This window comes from Microbulbifer sp. SE14, assembly GCF_059834885.1.
This window is the reverse complement of sequence record NZ_JCBAJA010000016.1, coordinates 42,459-61,853: the sequence shown is the minus strand read 5'-3', so window position 1 is coordinate 61,853 and position 19,395 is coordinate 42,459. Positions and strand designations below refer to the sequence as shown.

Below are 19,395 nucleotides of genomic sequence, written 5' to 3'. Positions count from 1 at the left end.
CATTTCTGCGCCTGTTGGTACTAAGGCAACGGAACTGGAACCACAGAGACTTCATGGAGGAAGGGATGCGGATTACGGACTGGCCGGCGGCGGAGAGGCCGCGGGAAAAGTTGCTGGAAAGGGGCGCGGAGGCGCTGTCGGACGCGGAACTGCTGGCGATCTTCCTGCGCACCGGGGTGACCGGCCTGTCGGCGGTGGACCTGGCGCGCCAGTTGCTGGCGGATTTCGGCGGCCTGCGCCCGCTGCTGGAGGCGAAGCGGGAGGAATTCTGCGCTGGCCGTGGCCTGGGCGATGCCAAGTATGTGCAGCTGCAGGCGGTGCTGGAGATGGCCCGTCGCCACCTGGCGGAAACCCTGCAGCGCACCGACGCCCTGTGCAGCCCCCGGGCCGTGCGCGACTACCTGTCCGCGCAGCTGCGCCACCGCCGGCGCGAGGTCTTCTGCTGTCTCTACCTGGACAGCCAGCACCGGGTGATCGCCTTCGAGGAGCTGTTCGAGGGCACCCTCAACGCCGCCAGCGTCTATCCCCGCGAGGTGGTGCAGGCCGCCCTGCAGAAGGGCGCCGCCGCGGTGATCCTTGCCCACAACCACCCCTCCGGCGTCAGCGAACCCAGCCAGGCGGACATCTGGATCACCGAGCGCCTGACCCAGGCGCTGGAGCTGGTGGATATCAAGGTGCTGGACCATATGATCGTCGGCGAGGGCGAGGCGCTGTCTTTTGCCGAGCAGGGGCTGATTTGAATCGGTGCTTCGCATTATTAAGGTTCGGTACTCTTTCCCGAGTCCCGAGTCCCGAGTCCCGAGTCCCGAGTCCCGAGTCCCGGCCAATGCTGTACAAAACTTGCCCCCCAAGGCCTCTTCTGGTATAAAACGCCGCTCTTTGCGGCCGGGCCAGATTCTGAACAGTTTCCGCCGCCGCCCAGGAACCGGATTAGAATCCCGAATTGATGTCCCCGCATCCCCTGACGCGGGCACGAGAGAGTTTTGAAGAGGCCAACAGATGTCCAAGGTATGTCAGGTAACCGGTAAGCGCCCGGTCACCGGTAACAATGTATCCCACGCCAAGAACCGCACCAAGCGTCGCTTTGTGCCCAACCTGCACAGCCACCGTTTCTGGGTAGAGTCCGAGAAGCGCTTCGTGAAGCTGCGGGTTTCCGCCAAAGGCATGCGCGTTATCGACAAGAAAGGTATCGAAACCGTGCTGAGCGAGCTGCGCGCCCGCGGCGAAAAAGTGTAACTGGCGGCGAGCCGCTGAGAGATCGGAGACAGAACGATGCGTGACAAGATTCGTCTGAATAGCAGTGCCGGCACCGGCCACTTCTACACCACCACCAAGAACAAGCGCAACATGCCGGAAAAAATGGAGATCAAGAAGTACGATCCCGTTGTCCGCAAGCATGTGATGTACAAGGAAGGCAAGATCAAGTAATTGCCTTTCTTGCTCAGTTCGAAAAAACCCGGTTTTTACCGGGTTTTTTTGTGGGTTAAAGATAAAGTTCGAAAAGAATGCGGATGTCGACGCGAAGGCGCCACTGAGCCTGCTGGAGAATCGGAGGCCTGATGCCAGAACTACCGGAAGTAGAAACCACCCGCCGCGGCCTGGCTCCCCACCTGGAGGGCCACGTGGTGCGCTCGGCGCAGGTGCGCCAGCGCCAGCTGCGCTGGCCGGTGGACAGGGGCTTCGAGAAGCGCATCGCCGGTGCGCAGATACTGCGCCTGGAGCGCCGCGCCAAATACCTGCTGGTGCACACCGACCGCGGCTGCGCCATCTGGCACCTGGGTATGTCCGGCAGCCTGCGTCTCGTCGGCAGCGAATGCGCCGCGGAAAAGCACGACCATATCGACTGGGAACTGGATAGCGGCCTGATTCTGCGCTACCGGGATCCGCGCCGCTTCGGCGCCCTGCTGTGGACCGACGCCGACCCCGCTGCCCACGACCTGCTCGCCCACCTGGGCCCGGAGCCCCTGTCGGACGACTTCAGTGGTGACACCCTGTTCGAGGCCTCCCGCGGCCGCCGCCAGTCGGTGAAGACCTTGATCATGGACGGGCGCATCGTCGTCGGCGTCGGCAACATCTACGCCAGTGAATCCCTGTTCCTCGCCGGCATACGCCCGGACAAGGCCGCCGGCTCCATCTCCCGCGTTCGCTACCAGCGCCTGGCCTCCGCCATCAAGCAGGTACTGGCGCGCGCGATAGAACAGGGCGGCACCACCCTGCGCGACTTTATCGGCGGTGACGACCAGCCCGGCTACTTCGCCCAGCAGCTCAACGTTTACGGCCGCGCCGGCCAGCCCTGCCCCAGTTGCGGGCGCCCGGTGCGCGACCTGGTGCTCGGCCAGCGCAATACCTTCTTTTGTGTCCGCTGCCAGCGCTGACTCCCTTTCTATACTTTCCCCAAGGCTTCGATCCGTGCTCGGAGGGAAAATGAAAATCGTCTGGCTGGTCTGCACCGTCGCGCTCTTGGCCGCCTGCGGGCGCCCGGAGGCGCCGGCGGGCAAAGGGAGTGAGTCCGGGCCCGCCACCGGTACTGCGGAGGCGCCGCCCGCCAGGCCGCAGCAACCCGCGCCGGAACAAGAGCCCCTGCGCCTGCCCGGCGTCGAGCGGCTGCTGGATCTGCGCGACGGGCGCAGTCCGGCGGACTATGTGCAGGCGGTGGAGAAATTCATGCGCAACAATCCGGACCTGCAGGTGATCGTGGGCAAGGGGTGGGACGCCGCCGCCTTTGGCGCATCGCTGCCGCACAAGGCGCAGCTGGACCAGGTCAGCGATTTTGTTCCCATAGTTCTCATCTCCCGTGACCACCACAGTATCTGGACCAACTCCGAGGGCCTCGCCGCCGCCGGTATCAACAGCGATACGCCCAATCCCGAGGGCGGTGTGATCGAGAAGGATGACAACGGCCTCGCCATCGGCCTGCTCCGCGGAGAGGGCGCCGTGGAACTGCTGGAAAAAATCATTCCGCGCTCAGGGGGAAGTCAGCTTCAGGCCGATGATGCCCGCCACGATCAGCCCGATACACAATAGCCGCGGCAGCGCAGTGGACTCGGAAAACAGCACTATGCCGAGAATCGCCGTGCCCACGGCGCCGATGCCGGTCCACACCGCGTAGCCGGTGCCCACCGGAATCACCTTCAGTGCCTGGGCGAGAAAATAGAAGCTGGCGATCATCGCCAGTACCGTCAGGCTGCTGGCCAGCGGGCGGGTGAAGCCCTGGGTGTACTTGAGGCCTATGGCCCAGCCGATTTCCAGCAGGCCGGCGATAAACAGGAAGAACCAGGGACTCGTCATCATTTTCCCCTGAGTTTATTTGCCGGCCGCGCTGCCCTCCCGCCGCGGGTCGGCGCCGCCCTGCAGCCGGCCATCGATCAGCGCGATGGCGTGAACGCCGCTGTTGAGATCGCGCTGCACTACCCTGTGTCCGAGTTTTTCCAGTTCTCTTACAGTGTCATCGGAAAAAAAGCCGGGCTCCAGCTCCACGCGGCCGCCGATAGCGCCGATATTGCCGGCGGCGATGGCCTCGGCGATCGGCAGCTCCAGCGCCAGGTGGTAGAGAATGGTGCGCGCAGTGTAGTCGATGATCCGCGAGCCGCCGGGGGAGCCCACCAGCAGGCGCATGCTGCCGTCTTCGTCGAACACGATCGTCGGCGACATGGACGAGCGCGGCCGCTTGCCGGGCTGGATGCGGTTGGCCACCAGGGCGCCGTCCGCCTTCTTCGGCACAAAGGAGAAGTCGGTCAGCTGGTTGTTGAGCAGGAAGCCCTTCACCAGCAGGCGCGAGCCGAAGCCGGTCTCGATGCTGGTGGTCATGCTGACCCCGTTGCCGTAGCGGTCCACGATCACCAGGTGGCTGGTGTTGGGCAGCTCCGGCGACCGGGCCGTCAGTCTCTTTTCCGCGAAGGTCACCGGATCGCCGGGCACCGCTTCAGTCGCCGCCCTGGGATCTATCAGTTCGGCGCGCTCCGCCAGGTAGCCCGGTGCCACCATGGAGCGGCTGGGCACCTCGACGAAGTCCGCATCCGCCGAATAGGTGTTGCGGTCCGCAAACGCCAGCTCGGATGCCTCGACAAACAGGTGCGTGAGTTCGCTGCCACCCACCTCGTAGTCCCGCAGCGGGAACTGATCGAGCATGCCGAGAATGGAACCCACGGTGGTGCCGCCGGAAGACGGCGCATCGGCGCCGCACACGCGGTATTCGAGGAAGGCCGAACACAGCGGCTCGCGCACCTTGGCCCGGTAGCTGGCCATGTCTTTGGTGGTGAGCAGGCCCGGATTGACCGGGTCTTCCGTCACCGCGCGCACTATGGCCTCGGCGATCTCGCCCTTGTAGAAGGCATCGGCCCCCTTGGATGCGAGCAGGCGCAGTGTCTGCGCATACTGCGGGTTTTTCAGCCGGTGCCCTACCGGCAGAGGCCCGCCGTTCTTATCGAAAAAGTAGGCCGCGATCGCCGGGCGCGCGGACACCTGCGGCAGCCTGTCCAGCAGCTGGTATAGCCGCGGGCTGATTTCAAAGCCGGACTCCGCCAGTGCTATGGCCGGCTGGAAGAGTTCCTTCCAGGGCAGCTTGCCGTCGCGCTTGTGCGCCAGCTCCAGCATGCGCATCACCCCCGGCACGCCCACGGAATAGCCGCCGATCACCGCCTGCAGGAAGGGGCGCGGCCGGCCGTCCACCACGAAGTAATCCTCGTCCACCGCCGCCGGCGCGGTTTCGCGGCCGTCGTAGTACAGGAGTTCCTTCTTGTCGGCGCGATAGCTCAGCATAAAGGCGCCGCCGCCGATACCGGAGGACTGGGGTTCCACCAGTCCCAGCACCAGTTGTGCGGCTATGGCGGCGTCCACCGCGGTGCCGCCGCGGGCGAGTATCCGCTCCGCGGCGCGGCTGGCGTGGGGGTTGGCGGTGACCGCCATATAGTCCGTGGCAGTGGCGGACTTGATTTCGCCGCGGCCGGTGGCGACTTCCGGCTGGGCTTCCTGTGTGGCTGCGGCGCTCTGTACAGCCGGGGCCCCGGCGGTAACGGCAAGGACGAGGATGGCGAGAGTCAGGTAACGCACGAAACACTCCGCGGATTGTGGAAAATCCGCCCGAGTGTAACAGAATGGGGTCGAGACCAGGTCGAGGTCGGGAAGGTTGCGGGTTAGCACAAAGCAAGGCCCTGCTGCCGGTAGTCACTTGCAAATGTTTGCCGATGAGGCTTTTTGCCAAGTGACTACCGGCAGCAGGGCCGATCGAAGTCCTTAACCCGGCGGCTTTCGGGGGCGAACTACTGGCGGAACTTCTCCTGCAGCGCCTCCTGTACCGCCGGCGGTACGAACTTGGCCACGTCGCCGCCGAGGGAGGCGATCTCGCGCACCAGGGAGGAGGAGATGTAGGACAGGTGCTCCGCCGGGGTCAGGAAGAGGCTCTCCATCTCCGGCGCCAGCTGGCGGTTCATGTTGGCGAGCTGGAATTCGTACTCGAAGTCGGACACCGCGCGCAGGCCGCGCAGCACGCCGTAGGCGTCCACCTGGCGCACCAGGTCGGCGAGCAGGATATCGAAGCCGATCACTTCCACATTGGGCAGGTGCCCCAGCACCTTCTGCGCCAGCTCGACCCGCTCGTCCAGGGTGAACAGCGGGTTCTTGCGGCTGCTCGCCGCCACCGCGACGATCACGTGGTCAAACAGGCGGCAGGCCCGCTCCACCAGGTCCATATGACCGTTGGTGATGGGATCGAAGGTTCCGGGGTAGACGACTTTTTTCATAGCCAGGTTTCATTGCGGGCCGAATGGGACGCGCATGGTAAACAATTTGTGGGGTGGGCTCAAAATCCGCGAACTAGCCGCCAACGCGCAGCAACCGCATACACACCTGCCCCGCCCGCTTCTCCTTTTCGATCTGCCAGCCTTCGGGAAATGTGAGGATCTTGTCCCGGGGCGCCTCCACATAGACCAGGGCCCCTTCCGCGAGGTGATCTGCCAGCGCGGCCAGGGCCTGCTGCCAGAGGTCGCCGGCAAAGGGCGGGTCCACGAAGGCAATATCGTAGCGGGACTGCGTCTGGGTGAGGAAGTCGACCGCACTGGTGCAGTGCACCCGGCCCTCCTCCGCCCCCAGCAGCTTCAGCTGCGCCGTCAACGTCTGCGCCGCACCGCGGTTCAGCTCGACGAAATCCACCGCCGCCGCGCCACGGGACAGGGCCTCCAGCCCCAGGGCGCCGGAACCGGCGAAGAGATCCAGGCAGCGGGCGCCGGGCAGGTGGAACTGCAGCCAGCTGAACAGCGTCTCGCGCAGCCGGTCGCCGGTGGGCCTGAGCCCCTCCACGGTTGCAAACTGCAGTTTGCGCCCGCGCCAGCGGCCGCCGATGATGCGCAGCTGGGACAGGGGTTGTGGAGCGGGTTTGCGCGAGGGGCGTCTGGACAAGGTAACTCTCTACTCGGCTCTCTACTGTGGGTGGGAGCGGTGCTAAGATTAGCGCCTTTCTGCAAGCGGTACACCCGGACCCACGAATGATCTTTGACTTCCTGCGCAAAAAGAAGCCCAAGCCCGGCGAGACGGAGGCGCCCGCGACCCCTGAATCGGTGCCCGAGGCCCCCGAAGCGGCGCCTGCGGCCCCCGAATCGGGGACCGCGGCCACAGAGCCGGCGGAGGCAGCCGCCGGCCCCGAGACCGTCGAGACAAACGCTGAGCCGGTTGCCGAAAGCGAGCCCGCCATCGCGGAGCCGGTTCCGGTAGAGGCGGAAAAGCCGGCGAGGAAAGAGGGCTTCTTCGCCCGCATCCGCCGCGGGCTCAGTCGCACCAGCAGCCAGTTCGCCGAGGGCATGGGCAACCTCTTCCTCGGCGCCAAGGAGATAGACGAGGACCTGCTGGAGGAGCTGGAGACCCAGCTGCTGGTGGCGGATGTCGGCGTCGAGGCCACCGGCGAGATCGTCGACCGCCTGACCGAGCGGGTGTCCCGCCGCGAGCTGGCGGACGGCGAGGCCCTCTACCGGGCCCTGCAGGAGGAACTGGCGGAGCTGCTGCACCAGGTGGAGGCGCCGTTGGTCATCGACAGCGGCAAGAAGCCCTTCGTGATCCTGGTGGTCGGCGTCAACGGCGTCGGCAAGACCACCACCATCGGCAAGCTGGCGCACCGCTACCTGAGTGAGGGCAAGTCGGTGATGCTGGCCGCCGGCGACACCTTCCGCGCCGCCGCGGTGGAGCAGCTGCAGGTCTGGGGCCAGCGCCACGATGTGCCGGTGGTGGCCCAGCACACCGGCGCGGACAGCGCCTCTGTCATCTACGACGCGGTACAATCGGCCCAGGCCAGGGGCGTCGATGTGGTGATCGCCGATACCGCCGGCCGCCTGCACACCAAATCCAACCTGATGGAAGAGCTGTCCAAGGTGCGCCGGGTCATGGGCAAGCTGGATGCCAGCGCCCCCCACGAGGTGCTGCTGGTGCTGGACGCCGGCACCGGCCAGAACGCCATCAGCCAGGCCCAGCAGTTCCGCGATGCCGCCGGCGTCAGCGGCCTGGTACTGACCAAGCTGGACGGCACCGCCAAGGGCGGTGTGATCTTTGCCCTGGCGCGCAAGTTCGGCATTCCGGTACGCTTTATCGGTGTCGGCGAGCAGGCGGAGGACCTGCAGCCGTTCAAAGCGAAGGAGTTCGTCGCCGCGCTGTTCGGCCGCGAACCGGCCTGATTTCCGTTTATGCGTAGGAGCGGCCGTTGGCCGCGATCGGATTCCAGAGGATTCGGAGAGATCGATCGCGGCCACCGGCGGATGGCCGCCCCGCCGCTCCTACAGTACAGTGAATAACAAGAACAAACTGCCCGCATGATTACCTTCGACAGTGTCAACAAGCGCTACGAATCCGGCCAGGACGCCCTGGGGCGCGTCAGCCTGGAGATTGAGCGCGGCGACATGGTGTTCCTGACCGGGCACTCGGGCGCGGGCAAGAGCACCCTGCTGAAACTGCTCACCGCGATAGAGCGCCCCACCCGCGGCAGCATCCTGGTGGGTGGGCAGAACCTCAACCGGCTGCGCAACGGCCAGATCCCCTACTACCGCCGCAACCTCGGCATTGTCTTCCAGAACCACCAGCTGCTGTTCGACCGCAGCGTCTTCGACAATGTGGCGCTGCCCCTGCAGGTGGCCGGCTGCAACAGGCGCGAAGTCGGCCGGCGGGTGCGCGCGGCGCTGGACAAGGTGGGGCTGCTGCACAAGGAGAAGCAGAACCCGATAGTGCTGTCCGGCGGCGAACAGCAACGGGTGGGCATAGCCCGCGCGGTGGTGAACAAGCCGGCGATACTGGTGGCGGACGAGCCCACCGGCAACCTGGACCCGCAGCTGTCGGCGGAGATCATGCAACTGTTCGCCGACTTCAACGCCGTGGGTGTCACCGTGCTGGTGGCCAGCCACGACCTGGAACTGATCGCGCGCATGAGGCGGCGCGTGCTGACCCTGCAGGCGGGCCAGTTGATCTACGATGGAATCCCGAGTCGTGAAGCAGCCTACTAGTTACAGACAGAGCAGCCGCCGGCCGGCCCCGGAAACCAAGCCACAGCGCAGCGCCGGTGCGGTGACCGCCCGTAGGGGGTTGGGCGACCGCTGGCACAGCTGGCTCGGCCACCACCGGGAAATGGCCGCCGAGTCCCTGCGCCGCTTCTTCGCCACGCCACTGGCCAGCGGCATGACCGTCCTGGTGATCGCCATAGCCCTGGCGCTGCCGGCGGCGTTGCAGTTGGGGTTGGTGAACTTCCAGCGCGCGGTGGCGGGCTGGGACGGACAGCCGCAGATCTCGGTATTCCTGCACAGGGATGCCCGCGAGGCCGCGGTGCAGTCCTTCGCCGACAAGCTGCGCGCCGATCCGGCGATTTCCGCGGTCACCTATATCTCCCCGGAGGAGGCCCTGGCGGAATTCCAGCAGGCCTCGGGTCTCGGCGACGCCCTGGCCGGCCTGGACGCCAACCCGCTACCGGCGGTGCTGCTGCTGCGACCGCGGGACACCGCCAGCGACAAGCTGGAGGCGCTGGCCCAGAATCTGCGCGAGAGCGCCATGACCGACGCGGTGGTGCTGGATATGGCCTGGGTGCAGCGCCTGGCCCAACTGACCGACCTGGGGCGGCGACTGTCCGCCGGCCTGGCCCTGCTGCTGGCACTGGGGGTGCTACTGGTGGTGGTCAACACCATCCGCCTGCATATCGAGAACCGACGCGAGGAGATTCTGGTGGTCAAGCTGGTGGGCGCCACCGACGCCTTCGTGCGCCGCCCCTTCCTGTACAGCGGCCTCTGCTACGGCTTCTTCGGCGGCCTGCTGGCCTGGCTGCTGGTGGCCGCCGGGGTGGCGCTGCTGTCCGGCCCGGTGGCCGGGCTGTCGTCTTCCTACGGCAGCGGCTATGCGTTGCGGGGTCCCGGCATCACCTACCTGCTGGGGCTGACCCTCGGCGCCGCCCTGCTCGGACTGATCGGTGCCTGGCTGGCGGTGGCGCGGCATATCAAGGCCATCGAGCCCCGCTGACCCGTTGCAGACCAACTGGTCGGGTAAAGAAGCGCAAAGGCGATTCAGTTGCGGAACCCGAGCTGTGGATAACCCCTCTAAGGGCCCGGAATACAAGGTATTGGAACGCATTGCGCCGCCGCCGCCCGGACTTCCTAAGGCGGTCGCGCTAGTGCTACACTCCCTACCAATTTGCCGCAAGCGGCGGCCGGGAAGACCGGCAAGCGAGATTTCAGAGGAGAGACCTGAATGGGAACCAGCCTGCAGCCAGTACACACGCTGTCTCCGGGTGCCAACCTGGGCGCCTATATCCAGACGGTCAGCAGCTTCGAGGTGCTGTCCGCCGAGGAGGAGAAGCGGCTGGCCGAAGACCTCTACTACCGCCAGGACCTGGACGCGGCGCGCCAGTTGGTGATGTCGCACCTGCGCTTCGTGGTGCATATCGCCAAGTCCTACTCCGGATACGGCCTGAACCAGGGCGACCTGATCCAGGAGGGCAACGTCGGCCTGATGAAGGCGGTCAAGCGCTTCAACCCGGAGAAGGGCGTGCGCCTGGTGTCCTTCGCGGTGCACTGGATCAAGGCCGAGATTCACGAATTCATCCTGCGCAACTGGCGCATCGTCAAGATCGCCACCACCAAGGCGCAGCGCAAGCTGTTCTTCAACCTGCGCGGGCAGAAGAAGAAACTTGCCTGGCTGACCAACGACGAGGCCAAGGCCGTGGCCGCGGACCTGAACGTCGACGTGGCCCAGGTGCACGAGATGGAAGGCCGGCTGGCCGCCCACGACGCCGCCTTCGACGCCGGTGTGGATGACGACGATGACACCGCCTGGCAGGCGCCGGCCCACTACCTGGAGGACCGCCGCTACGACCCGGCCATGCAGCTGGAGCAGGACAACTGGCAGGAAACCAGCCTCAACAGCCTGGCCGCTGCAATGGAGCAGCTGGACGAGCGGAGCCGCGACATCATCGAGGCGCGCTGGCTGTCCGAGGAGAAGTCCACCCTGCACGAGCTGGCGGACAAGTACGGCGTCTCCGCCGAGCGCATCCGCCAGTTGGAGAAGAACGCGATGAAGAAAGTGCGCGTGGCTATGGAGGCCTGACAGAGCGCACTTTTTCACCGACTGAAAGAAACCGCGCGGCTGCGCGGTTTTTTTATGGCACAGTGGTTTCGGGACTCGGGACTCGGGACTCGGGACTCGGGACTCGGGACTCGGGACTCGGGACTCGGAAAGAATAGCGCCCCTCCCCCGCCGACGGAAAAAAACAATGGCAAAGCTCTATTTACTGATCGCCGCCCTCCTCGGCGGAACCGGCGTAATCCTCGGCGCCTTCGGCGCCCACGGCCTGCGCGGGAAAGTCGCGGAAAACCTGCTGGAGGCCTACAAGACCGGCGTACACTACCAGATGGTCCACGCCCTGGCCCTGTTCGGTATAGCGTTGTTGGTGCAGCACTGGGGCGAGAGAACGGCGCTGCTGGTAAGCGGCGCTCTCTTCGCCCTGGGCGTACTGCTGTTCTCCGGCAGCCTCTACGGCCTCACCTTCGGCGGCCCGCGCTGGCTGGGCCCGGTGACGCCGCTGGGCGGCCTGCTGATGATCGGCGGCTGGGTGGCGCTGTTCGTCGCCGCGCTGAATTACTCCAAATAATTTCTACGCTGTAGGAGCGGCCCGTGGCCGCGATCTATCTGTGCAGGCATTGCAACCCGGTCGCGGCCATGGACGGATGGCCGCCCCGCTGCTCCTACAGGATTCGCATACGAGGTCGCGAATAATGCAAGACGAATCCGCGGAAGAGTTTCCCTACCGCACCGAGTACAAGAAAAAATCCATCCGCAGCTATGTGATCCGAGCCGGGCGCATGACCGAAGGCCAGCGCCGCGCCTTCGACAACTACTGGGGCACCTACGGCCTGTCCCTGTTCGACGGCCCGTTGAATCGGCAGGAAGTATTCGGCCGCGAGGCGCCGCTGGTGCTGGAGATCGGTTTCGGCATGGGCGACTCGCTGCTGGCGATGGCCGAGGCGGAGCCGGACAAGGACTTTATTGGTATCGAAGTGCACCCGCCCGGTGTCGGCCGGCTGATCAACAACGCCGGCAAGGCGGAGGTAAAAAACCTGCGCGTCTATATGGCCGACGCGGTGGACGTGCTGAACGACTGTATCGCCGACGGCTCACTGGACCGGTTCCAGCTCTATTTCCCCGACCCCTGGCACAAGAAGAAGCACCACAAGCGCCGCATAGTGCAGCCGGAATTCGTGCGCCTGATCTGCAGCAAACTCAAGCCCCACGGCCTGCTGCATATGGCCACCGACTGGGAGAACTACGCCGAGCACATGCTGGAAGTGCTGGAGGCGGAGCCGGACCTTACCAACACCGCCGGCAAAGGCAACTATGCTGAGCGGCCGGAGTTCCGCCCGGAGACCAAGTTCGAACGCCGCGGCCAGCGCCTCGGCCACGGGGTCTGGGATCTGCTTTACCGGCGGCGCTAGTCCACGCGCTTGACCGGCGGCGGTGCCCAGGTGCCGTCGAGCGCTTCCAGTCTGGGCCAGTAGAGGCGCATGTTCATGGTGAAGTCGCCGCTCGCCGGGGTCGGCAGCCAATTGGATTCCTTTTCCGGCCCGGGATTCTCGCGCTGGATATACAGATCCAGGGAGCCATCGGGATTGAAAGTGAGTTTGTCCCTGTCGCCGATGGCATAGCGGTCTATGGGATTGTCGGCAAACAGCTGGCGCTCGTTGTACATGGCCAGCGACCAGAAGGCGCGCACTGGCGGCAGCTGGTCCTTGGCGAAGTGCATCACGTAGCGCCTGTCGCTGCGTAGCGGCTTGCCTTCGGAGTCCGCAAAGGCGCTGGGATAGATGGCGTCCTCGGGGGTGTTGGCGCCCAGGCCACCGTAGGCGACGCCCGCCCGGCGCAGATAGTCGGTGCCATAGGTGCCGATGGCGGTCAGGTTGATACGCCAGCCATTCATCAGCTCACCGGATTCCTGCCACGCTTTCTTGATTCTCGGCAGTGCGTCCGCGGGCGCCGCCCTGAGTGCGTCCTGCACCACCTTCGGCTGCGCGCCGGGGGAGAAGCTCTGCCCCGGCACTATGCCGATGCGTTTCATGCGATCGATGATCGGGTAGTCGTTGGCGTGGGGCGGGTTGCTCTTCATGCGCTCGGCAAACAGGGTGAAGAAGCTCTGTGCATCCATCTTCTCCACCTGATCCGGCGGCGCGCTCATATCCTGCTGCGGATTCACCTTGCCCTTGGGCGGTGCATAGGACTTGCCGTAGGCGCTGAGCGGCACCGCTTTCATGCCCTGCTGGAATTTGTGCACCGCCGCATAGTCCTGCACACCGTTGGTCTGCACGCGCCCGATCATCAGGCCGGAGTTGGTGGGGCTGTCGTAGCGCGTCACGCCCTCCGGCAGTTCCCCCTCCCAGCCCGGCCCCGCGATAGCGAAGGTCTGCGCGCCCGTGCCGGTGGTGCGCTCGCCGGGGACGGTGAACACATCGGTCCATCCGTCGAGAAATGGCAGCAGGTAGTAGCGCCCGCCGGAGTCGGGCACGCTGACCACCAAGGGCTCTTTGGAGACATCGAAATTCATTGAGGTATAGAGGGTGTCCGCATTCGGGCGCACCACGATGGTGAAGGAGGGATCGGGAAAGGCGCGCGCATGCGCCAGCTGGTTGATGGGCGCATTGGGAAACGCGGGCTCTTCCACGTTCACCGCCACCTGCTTGCTCACTTGCATCAGCACCAGCGGATAGGCGTAGATGTAGGCGTCGCGCGCGATTTCCCTGGCGTCCTCAGCCGAGATTGTCTCTGCCCCTGTCGATTCCGCCGCTGTCAGCAGAGAGGCGGTCAGGATGATGCGGCGCATCAGGTTCTTCATAAGTTCATTCCTCAATGCGTACCAGATTTTTACTGGCGGACCTTCCGCGGCGGCGGGAGATTCGGGCCACGGAAGCCCCGGGTGTCATACATGGTGAGCGACTAGAAGACGCCCGCCGCCGCTGAGTGTTCACACCACTTCCGGCGGTGGAACGGTGAAGGGTTTCGCCGCCTCGAACTGTTTCGAGGTGTCCCCCTCCCGGTCCGGGGCGCTGAACGACGACAAGAAGGGCTCCCGGGCGAATGGATCTGTCTCCTGGTCGCACTTACCGAGAAGATTAGACGGCAGTGCCCTGCGGGACCGTAATCGATGTGCCGTGCCTCCGCATCCGGCCCCTGCTCTACCACCGCATTCGAATGCCGCGCTGGCGCCTCGTTGCGCCGCCCCATTGTCTGCTATCTTCAATCACACCATCGCCGGTAAAAGGAACTTCCGGAGCAAACAATGAAAAAACGCCGCCAGTCCCCCGCGCTTATTTCCTGCATTTTTCTGTCGCTCGGTCTGGGCAGCACCGGGGCTCTCGCGGATCTGGAGGGAACGGCGACCCTGTACCTGAACGGCGGCCAGTACTGGTTCGACAGCGACCGGTTGGACGGCACGCCCTTCAAGGGGCTGGAGCTGGAGGACACCACCGGTGGCGGTGGCGGCTACGGTTTCATGATCACCGATCGCTGGGCCATGGAGGCCGTACTCGACTATTTCAGCGTGAGCGTCAAGGATGTCGATGAGAAGGTCGAGGTCTACAACTATCACCTGGATCTCTTCTACCAGTTTGGCGGCCAGTTCTGCGGCAACTACTGCTGGCAGCCCTACGTGGCCTTCGGCGCTGGCGAGATCCGCGTGGACTTTGATGATTCTCCCGACGATACCTTCAACTGGCACGACCGCCAGACGATGGTGAACCTGGGTCTCGGCGTCAAATATCGGCTGGGTCCGCGCTGGCAGGCGCGCGCCGACGCACGCGCCTTCCAGGGGGTGGAGGAAGGCGGCCTGGATGGCTTTGTCAGTGTGGCCATCGGCTATCAGTGGACCGAGTACCCGACCGTGTGGCGCGACCGGGATGCCGATGGCGTTCTCGACGACATGGACCACTGTCCGCAGACGCCACCGGGCGTCGGTGTGGGGGGGGACGGTTGCCCGATAGATTCCGATCGGGACGGTGTGCCGGACTATCTCGACCAGTGCCCCGTCACGCCCTTTGGCACCGCGGTGAACGAGAGCGGCTGTCCCTTGTAGGGTGCGCCGTGCGCACCGTTTCGGGACCGACAAGGATTTCGGGCCTTTCGGTGCGCACGGCGCACCCTACGAACGCAAACGGAATCATCCCCCGCGCGCCTCTTCCAGCTGCTCGGAAATTTCCAGCCACTGCATTTCCAGCGCTTCCAGCTCCTCGCGCTGCTGCGACTGTTCGCGGTTGAGGCGCGCTATCTCATCCTGCTGGCCACCGTTGTAGAGGTTCTCGTCGGCGAGTTTATTTTCCAGTTCGGCGAGTTTCTTTTCCGCGCGGGCCATCTGCTGCTCGACGTTCTTGAGCTTGTTGGTGAGCGGCTTCAGTTGTTCGCGCAGTGCCGCTGCGGCGCGACGCTGGGCTTTTTTGTCCTCGGCGGATTTTTCAGTGGCCGGGGCTTTCTCCTCGGCTTTTTCGCTGCGGCGCCTTTTATCCCGATCCTTTTTATCGCGGTTAAAGCCCAGCAGCCACTGCTTGTAGTCTTCCAGGTCGCCATCGTAGGGCTCGGCCCTGCCGTCGGCCACCAGGATAAATTCGTCGGCGGTGTTGGCCAGCAGGTGGCGGTCGTGGGACACCAGCACCACGGCGCCGGGAAATTCCGCCAGTGCCAGGGTCAGCGCGTGGCGCATCTCCAGGTCCAGGTGGTTGGTGGGTTCGTCCAGCAGCAGCAGGTTGGGTTTCTGCCAGGCGAGTATCGCCAATGCCAGCCGCGCCTTCTCGCCACCGGAAAACCCTTTCACAGTCTCAAACACCCGGTCTGCCCCGAAGCCGTAGCCGCCGAGGAAATCCCGCAGTGACTGCTCGCTGGCTTCCGGCGTCAGCCGTTGCAGGTGCAGCAGCGGCGAGGCGTTGCCGTCCAGTGCCTCCAACTGGTGCTGGGCGAAGTAGCCGGTCGCCAGGTGTTCGCCGCACTGGCGCTCGCCGCTGAGCGGTGGCAGCTCGCCGGCGAGGGTCTTGATCAGGGACGACTTGCCGGCGCCGTTGGGGCCCAGCAGGCCGATGCGGCGCCCGGGCTGGATACCCAGCTGCACCTTGTGCACGACGATCTTGTCGTCCCCCGCCTTATCGACATAGCCGATATCCGTGTCGCGCAGGTCGATCAGCGGATCGGAGGTCTTGTCCGCGGCGGGCAGCGTAAAGCGAAACGGCGAATCGATATGCGCAGGGGCGATGGTTGCCATGCGCTCCAGCGCCTTCAGGCGGCTCTGTGCCTGCCTGGCCTTGGTGGCCTTGGCGCGGAAGCGGCGCACGAAGTCCTCCATATGCGCGCGCTCCGCCTGCTGCTTCTCGTACTGGGCCTGCTGCTGTGCCAATCGCTCGGCGCGGGTGCGCTCGAAGGCGGTGTAGTTGCCGCTGTACAGAATCAGTTGCTGCTGTTCGAAGCTGACGATGCCGTCCACCACTGCATCGAGGAAATCCCGGTCGTGGGAGATGATCAGCAGGGTGCCGGGGAAGCGCTGCAGCCACTGCTCCAGCCACAGGGTAGCGTCCAGGTCGAGGTGGTTGGTGGGCTCGTCCAGCAGCATCAGGTCTGCCGGGCACATGAGCGCGCGGCCCAGGTTGAGCCTGATGCGCCAGCCGCCGGAAAAGCTCTTCACCGGGCGGCTCTGTTCGGCGTGGGAAAAGCCGAGGCCGTCGAGCAGCTGCGCCGCGCGCGCGGGGCCCGAGTAGCCGTCGATGGCGGCCATGCGCTCGTGCAGTTCCGCCAGCCTGCGCCCGTCGCCACCGGCTTCCGCCTCTTCCAGATCCCGCTGCAGCTGGCGCAGCTCGACATCTCCGTCCAGTACATAGTCCAGAGCCGTCTGCTCGCTGGCCGCCACCTCCTGCGCCATATGGGCGATGCGCCAGCCGGAGGGCACCTCCGCCCGGCCACTGTCGCTTTCCAGCTGTCCCAGCAACAGCTTGAACAGGGTCGACTTGCCGCAGCCGTTGGCGCCGATGACGCCCACCTTGTGGCCGGGGAAGATACGGCAGTCCGCATTGTGCAGCAGCTCGCGCCCGCCCCGCTGCAGGGAGACGCCTTGCAAATTGATCAAGGGAAATAACCTCTTGGACCCAGCCGGTGCTAGGCTATCGGAATAACAAACGGTCGGGATTCTAACGTGACAAAATCCGCACCTCCATCCTCTCCTACGGAAAACCCCCTGTGGCAGTTCAGCCTGGATTTCTATGGTCACAATGGTGTGGAGGAGTTCCTGCTCGACTGCCAGGAGCGGAAGGGCGCGGATGTCTGCCTGCTGCTATGGGCCAGCTATGTTGCCGCCTGCGGCCGGCAGTTGAGCGAGGAGAGCTGGCGCGTGGCCGATCGCGGTCTGGCGCCGCGGCGGCGCATGATTGCCAGTGTGCGCAATATGCGCCGCTGGCTGGGTCGGCTGCGCCCGCGCACCCAAGGGGTGTACGAATACTGCAAGCGCTATGAACTGAAACTGGAGCAGCGCCAGCTGGCAGCGCTGTGGAAACTGCAGGGTGAAGACTGGCCGGAGGATCGCCCGGCGCTGGAACTGGCAGGACAGCAGTACGGCCTGCTGCAAAAAGAACAGGCCCGCTGGGCGGGCCTGATCGACAGCTACAAAGCCAATAACCTGGAATAAGGAGGCTTATTCGTCGCTGCCCCGGTTCTCCGTGGAAAACAGGCTGTTCGGCGGTGTGACCGGAGTAATGGTAGGTGTCGGCCTGGGTGTTTCGACCGGCTTGCTCTCGGCTGGGGTGCCGAAGGGACCTGGCTCCGGGGTTTTGCCCAGGATCGGGGCGCTGCTGGACGGAGTTTCCTGCGGTTTCTGTTCCACCGGTGCGGTCGGCTTTTTCTCTACCGGTGCAGCGGCAGCCTTGGGTTCGGCCGGTTTGCTGGCGACTTTCGGAGCCACCTTTTTGGCCGCTGCTTTCTTGGTCGGGGCTTTCTTTGCCGGAGCTTTTTTCGCTGCCGCTTTTTTTGCGGTGGGCTTGGTGGCGGGCTTCTCAGCCGACGCAGCCTTGGCACTGCTGGCTTTCTTGGCCGGGGCCTTCTTGGCCGCAGTTTTCTTGGCGGGGGCCTTCTTGCCAGCCGCTTTCTTCTTCGGAGCGGCCTTGGTGGCACTGGCCTTTTTCGCAGTCGCCTTCTTGGCGCCCGCTTTTTTCTTCACGGCTTTTCCGGCGGCCTTCTCCGCCTTGGCAGCCGCCTTGCCGATGGACTCGGCCAGCTTCAGTTCCATCCTGGCTGTCGCTTCCGCCTGCTTGGCTTCAGCCGCGGCGTCCTTCGCCTGCTGCGCCGCATCGGTCAGCTTTTCCACGGCGGCCTTGGCGGCATCCACGCGCTTTTGCGCCGCTGCGGTCTTGCTCTTTTTCGCCGCGGCGCGGGCGGCGGTGAGTTTGGCCTTGGCTTTGGACAGCTTGTCCTGGGCGGCAGTCAGTGCTTTAGAGGCCTTCTGCGCGGCCTTGCCGGCATCAGCGACCTGCTTGGCCCGGGCCTTGTCCAGTTGATCGGTGAGCTTGGCGATTTGTGCTTCCAGTTCTGCGACCGGATTGACAGCTTTTGGTTTGGCAGCCATGAGTAAATATCCTGAGGTTTATTATCGATTCGGCGCACCCGGGCGGTATATCCACCCGGCATTAGTGCGGTCGACACCGCTATCACAGATTCATGCACCGATCGGTTGCGGCGGAAGCGGCAGACCACCCCTGAAAATTCCGCGGCAACAACCGGTGGAAGACCGATAATAGCGCTGTTTTCTTGAAAAATGTATGCCGCAACCGCGGAAAAAAAGTGCCTGTCCGCAAATTTTGTTGTTTCACTGGGGAACTATCGCGCAAATGTGATGCCCCGGATATGTGAATTCCGTCGGTATGCACCGCGAGTCGCCATGGGTTAGACTTGCTGGGCGCTGGCGATCGGCATTGGGGGCGGGCGGACAGCTTCTGCCCGGAAATGCCTGAAAAGCCGCTTCAGGAGTCGCAAAGGTTGGCCCGCAGGCCGGGCGCGAATCGACAACACATACGGACAAAGAGACAACTCTCATGAATAAATATCCTTTGGCTGCAGCAGTTGCCCTGGGCCTCGCGCTGGCCGGCTGTAACAAACAGGAATCCAAACAAGAGGCCGCCGAGGTCACCCTGGACACCCAGGAGAAGAAGGTCAGCTACATCATTGCCGAGGACATGGCCAAGCGCTTGGAATCCCAGGGTGTGGAGCTGGATTCGCAGGTGGTGCTGATGGCCCTCGACGACGTGGCCCAGGGGCGCGAGTCGCGCCTGTCCGACGAAGACAAGCAGCAGGTCATCGCCGTCTTCCAGGAGAAGATGCAGGCCAAGCAGCAGGAGATGCTGGCCAAGCAGGAGGAGGAGTTCAAGGCACAGGCCGAGAAGAACCTCGCCGAAGGCAAGGCATTCCTCGAGGAAAACGCCAAGAAAGAGGGTGTGGTCACCACTGAGTCCGGCCTGCAGTACAAGGTCATTACCGAGGGCAGCGGCGATACCCCCAGCGCCGACAGCACCGTAGAAGTAGACTACAAGGGCACCCTGATCGACGGTACCGAGTTCGACAGCTCCTACGCCCGCGGCGAGCCGGTGCAGTTCCCGGTGGGCGGCGTGATCAAGGGCTGGACCGAGGCCCTGCAGTTGATGAAAGAAGGCGCCAAGTGGGAGCTGTATATCCCCTCCGACCTGGCCTACGGCCCGGGCGGCGCCGGCGGCCTGATCGGCCCCAACGCGACACTGATTTTCGAGGTGGAGCTGCACAAGGCCAATGTGGGCAGCGGCGAAGAGGGCGAAAAGAAAGAAGAGAAGCAGGAAGAGGCCGAGCAGGAATAAGCGGTTTCCTCGCGGCCGTAAAAGAAAGGGCGATCCTCGGATCGCCCTTTCT

At 64.6% G+C, this 19,395-nt stretch carries 21 protein-coding genes; 14 read left to right on the top strand and 7 right to left on the bottom strand.

Annotated elements, in window-relative coordinates:
• Positions 1-65 precede the first annotated feature (65 nt).
• The 5 genes from radC to AC6R19_RS12740 all read left to right on the top strand — a co-directional run bounded on the left by radC (position 66) and on the right by AC6R19_RS12740 (position 3,024).
• Positions 66-740, top strand: coding sequence for a RadC family protein (radC, locus tag AC6R19_RS12760; RefSeq protein WP_500580201.1), 675 nt, complete (start codon positions 66-68; stop codon positions 738-740).
• Between the two features lie 259 nt (positions 741-999).
• A complete protein-coding gene (rpmB, locus tag AC6R19_RS12755; protein WP_323846226.1) occupies positions 1,000-1,236 on the top strand; it encodes a 50S ribosomal protein L28 in 237 nt (78 codons plus the stop codon).
• Between the two features lie 36 nt (positions 1,237-1,272).
• Positions 1,273-1,428 (top strand): 50S ribosomal protein L33, encoded by a 156-nt coding sequence (gene rpmG, locus AC6R19_RS12750; protein WP_069946430.1) that lies wholly within the window; start codon positions 1,273-1,275, stop codon positions 1,426-1,428.
• Between the two features lie 131 nt (positions 1,429-1,559).
• Positions 1,560-2,375, top strand: coding sequence for a bifunctional DNA-formamidopyrimidine glycosylase/DNA-(apurinic or apyrimidinic site) lyase (gene mutM / locus AC6R19_RS12745; RefSeq protein ID WP_500580200.1), 816 nt, complete (start codon positions 1,560-1,562; stop codon positions 2,373-2,375).
• 49 nt (positions 2,376-2,424) lie between these two features.
• Positions 2,425-3,024, top strand: coding sequence for an amidohydrolase family protein (locus tag AC6R19_RS12740; RefSeq protein WP_500580199.1), 600 nt, complete (start codon positions 2,425-2,427; stop codon positions 3,022-3,024).
• On the opposite strand, the gene sugE is transcribed toward AC6R19_RS12740, so the two are convergent.
• From sugE to rsmD, 4 genes are all read right to left on the bottom strand, one after another.
• Positions 2,965-3,288, bottom strand: a complete 324-nt coding sequence (gene sugE, locus AC6R19_RS12735; RefSeq protein ID WP_500580198.1) for a quaternary ammonium compound efflux SMR transporter SugE — start codon at positions 3,286-3,288, stop codon at positions 2,965-2,967. The two genes, AC6R19_RS12740 and sugE, sit on opposite strands and share 60 nt — an antisense overlap.
• 15 nt (positions 3,289-3,303) lie before the next feature.
• On the bottom strand, positions 3,304-5,049 hold the full coding sequence (gene ggt / locus AC6R19_RS12730; RefSeq protein ID WP_500580197.1) for a gamma-glutamyltransferase: 1,746 nt from the start codon (positions 5,047-5,049) through the stop codon (positions 3,304-3,306).
• A gap of 209 nt (positions 5,050-5,258) precedes the next feature.
• Positions 5,259-5,738, bottom strand: coding sequence for a pantetheine-phosphate adenylyltransferase (gene coaD / locus AC6R19_RS12725; protein ID WP_500580196.1), 480 nt, complete (start codon positions 5,736-5,738; stop codon positions 5,259-5,261).
• A gap of 73 nt (positions 5,739-5,811) precedes the next feature.
• A complete protein-coding gene (gene rsmD, locus AC6R19_RS12720) occupies positions 5,812-6,393 on the bottom strand; it encodes a 16S rRNA (guanine(966)-N(2))-methyltransferase RsmD (RefSeq protein WP_500580195.1) in 582 nt (193 codons plus the stop codon).
• Positions 6,394-6,479: 86 nt separating this feature from the next.
• Between rsmD and ftsY the strand changes: the two genes are divergently transcribed.
• The 6 genes from ftsY to trmB all read left to right on the top strand — a co-directional run bounded on the left by ftsY (position 6,480) and on the right by trmB (position 11,942).
• Positions 6,480-7,655, top strand: a complete 1,176-nt coding sequence (gene ftsY, locus AC6R19_RS12715; RefSeq protein WP_500580194.1) for a signal recognition particle-docking protein FtsY — start codon at positions 6,480-6,482, stop codon at positions 7,653-7,655.
• A gap of 135 nt (positions 7,656-7,790) precedes the next feature.
• Entirely contained in the window at positions 7,791-8,474 is a 684-nt protein-coding gene (ftsE, locus tag AC6R19_RS12710) for a cell division ATP-binding protein FtsE (protein ID WP_500580193.1), read from the top strand.
• Entirely contained in the window at positions 8,458-9,474 is a 1,017-nt protein-coding gene (gene ftsX, locus AC6R19_RS12705; RefSeq protein WP_500580192.1) for a permease-like cell division protein FtsX, read from the top strand. Before ftsE ends, ftsX begins: the two co-directional genes overlap by 17 nt.
• A gap of 228 nt (positions 9,475-9,702) precedes the next feature.
• Positions 9,703-10,557 carry an RNA polymerase sigma factor RpoH gene (rpoH, locus tag AC6R19_RS12700; protein WP_500580191.1) on the top strand — a complete coding sequence of 285 codons (855 nt, stop codon included), beginning with the start codon at positions 9,703-9,705 and terminating at the stop codon, positions 10,555-10,557.
• 166 nt (positions 10,558-10,723) lie between these two features.
• Positions 10,724-11,101 carry a DUF423 domain-containing protein gene (locus AC6R19_RS12695; RefSeq protein ID WP_500580190.1) on the top strand — a complete coding sequence of 126 codons (378 nt, stop codon included), beginning with the start codon at positions 10,724-10,726 and terminating at the stop codon, positions 11,099-11,101.
• Positions 11,102-11,225: 124 nt separating this feature from the next.
• On the top strand, positions 11,226-11,942 hold the full coding sequence (gene trmB / locus AC6R19_RS12690) for a tRNA (guanosine(46)-N7)-methyltransferase TrmB (RefSeq protein WP_500580189.1): 717 nt from the start codon (positions 11,226-11,228) through the stop codon (positions 11,940-11,942).
• On the opposite strand, the gene AC6R19_RS12685 is transcribed toward trmB, so the two are convergent.
• Positions 11,939-13,333 carry a DUF1254 domain-containing protein gene (locus AC6R19_RS12685; RefSeq protein WP_500580188.1) on the bottom strand — a complete coding sequence of 465 codons (1,395 nt, stop codon included), beginning with the start codon at positions 13,331-13,333 and terminating at the stop codon, positions 11,939-11,941. The genes trmB and AC6R19_RS12685 overlap by 4 nt on opposite strands.
• Positions 13,334-13,777: 444 nt before the next feature.
• Between AC6R19_RS12685 and AC6R19_RS12680 the strand changes: the two genes are divergently transcribed.
• Positions 13,778-14,569 (top strand): outer membrane beta-barrel protein, encoded by a 792-nt coding sequence (locus AC6R19_RS12680; RefSeq protein ID WP_500580187.1) that lies wholly within the window; start codon positions 13,778-13,780, stop codon positions 14,567-14,569.
• Positions 14,570-14,653: 84 nt separating this feature from the next.
• Here the strand turns inward: AC6R19_RS12680 and AC6R19_RS12675 are convergent, their stop codons facing one another.
• Positions 14,654-16,597 carry an ATP-binding cassette domain-containing protein gene (locus tag AC6R19_RS12675; protein WP_500580186.1) on the bottom strand — a complete coding sequence of 648 codons (1,944 nt, stop codon included), beginning with the start codon at positions 16,595-16,597 and terminating at the stop codon, positions 14,654-14,656.
• Positions 16,598-16,663: 66 nt separating this feature from the next.
• Here AC6R19_RS12675 and AC6R19_RS12670 point away from each other — a divergent pair, with 66 nt between their 5' ends.
• Entirely contained in the window at positions 16,664-17,152 is a 489-nt protein-coding gene (locus AC6R19_RS12670; RefSeq protein WP_500580185.1) for a TIGR02444 family protein, read from the top strand.
• A 6-nt stretch (positions 17,153-17,158) separates the two neighbouring features.
• On the opposite strand, the gene AC6R19_RS12665 is transcribed toward AC6R19_RS12670, so the two are convergent.
• The gene (locus tag AC6R19_RS12665) at positions 17,159-18,085 is read right to left on the bottom strand and encodes a histidine kinase (protein WP_500580184.1); all 927 of its coding nucleotides are present in this window, start codon (positions 18,083-18,085) and stop codon (positions 17,159-17,161) included.
• A gap of 466 nt (positions 18,086-18,551) precedes the next feature.
• On the opposite strand from AC6R19_RS12665, the gene bamJ reads away from it, so the two are divergent.
• Positions 18,552-19,343, top strand: a complete 792-nt coding sequence (gene bamJ, locus AC6R19_RS12660; protein WP_500580183.1) for a BamJ family beta-barrel-assembly machinery protein — start codon at positions 18,552-18,554, stop codon at positions 19,341-19,343.
• Positions 19,344-19,395: the final 52 nt, after the last annotated feature.

What these genes read in the sequence shown, in the direction of transcription:
- radC (WP_500580201.1), top strand. Translation starts at nt 66, where the DNA reads ATGCGGATTACGGACTGGCCGGCGGCGGAGAGGCCGCGGGAAAAGTTG.
- rpmB (WP_323846226.1), top strand. Translation starts at nt 1,000, where the DNA reads ATGTCCAAGGTATGTCAGGTAACCGGTAAGCGCCCGGTCACCGGTAAC.
- rpmG (WP_069946430.1), top strand. Translation starts at nt 1,273, where the DNA reads ATGCGTGACAAGATTCGTCTGAATAGCAGTGCCGGCACCGGCCACTTC.
- mutM (WP_500580200.1), top strand. Translation starts at nt 1,560, where the DNA reads ATGCCAGAACTACCGGAAGTAGAAACCACCCGCCGCGGCCTGGCTCCC.
- AC6R19_RS12740 (WP_500580199.1), top strand. Translation starts at nt 2,425, where the DNA reads ATGAAAATCGTCTGGCTGGTCTGCACCGTCGCGCTCTTGGCCGCCTGC.
- sugE (WP_500580198.1), bottom strand. Translation starts at nt 3,288, where the DNA reads ATGACGAGTCCCTGGTTCTTCCTGTTTATCGCCGGCCTGCTGGAAATC.
- coaD (WP_500580196.1), bottom strand. Translation starts at nt 5,738, where the DNA reads ATGAAAAAAGTCGTCTACCCCGGAACCTTCGATCCCATCACCAACGGT.
- ftsY (WP_500580194.1), top strand. Translation starts at nt 6,480, where the DNA reads ATGATCTTTGACTTCCTGCGCAAAAAGAAGCCCAAGCCCGGCGAGACG.
- ftsE (WP_500580193.1), top strand. Translation starts at nt 7,791, where the DNA reads ATGATTACCTTCGACAGTGTCAACAAGCGCTACGAATCCGGCCAGGAC.
- rpoH (WP_500580191.1), top strand. Translation starts at nt 9,703, where the DNA reads ATGGGAACCAGCCTGCAGCCAGTACACACGCTGTCTCCGGGTGCCAAC.
- AC6R19_RS12695 (WP_500580190.1), top strand. Translation starts at nt 10,724, where the DNA reads ATGGCAAAGCTCTATTTACTGATCGCCGCCCTCCTCGGCGGAACCGGC.
- trmB (WP_500580189.1), top strand. Translation starts at nt 11,226, where the DNA reads ATGCAAGACGAATCCGCGGAAGAGTTTCCCTACCGCACCGAGTACAAG.
- AC6R19_RS12685 (WP_500580188.1), bottom strand. Translation starts at nt 13,333, where the DNA reads ATGAAGAACCTGATGCGCCGCATCATCCTGACCGCCTCTCTGCTGACA.
- AC6R19_RS12680 (WP_500580187.1), top strand. Translation starts at nt 13,778, where the DNA reads ATGAAAAAACGCCGCCAGTCCCCCGCGCTTATTTCCTGCATTTTTCTG.
- AC6R19_RS12665 (WP_500580184.1), bottom strand. Translation starts at nt 18,085, where the DNA reads ATGGCTGCCAAACCAAAAGCTGTCAATCCGGTCGCAGAACTGGAAGCA.
- bamJ (WP_500580183.1), top strand. Translation starts at nt 18,552, where the DNA reads ATGAATAAATATCCTTTGGCTGCAGCAGTTGCCCTGGGCCTCGCGCTG.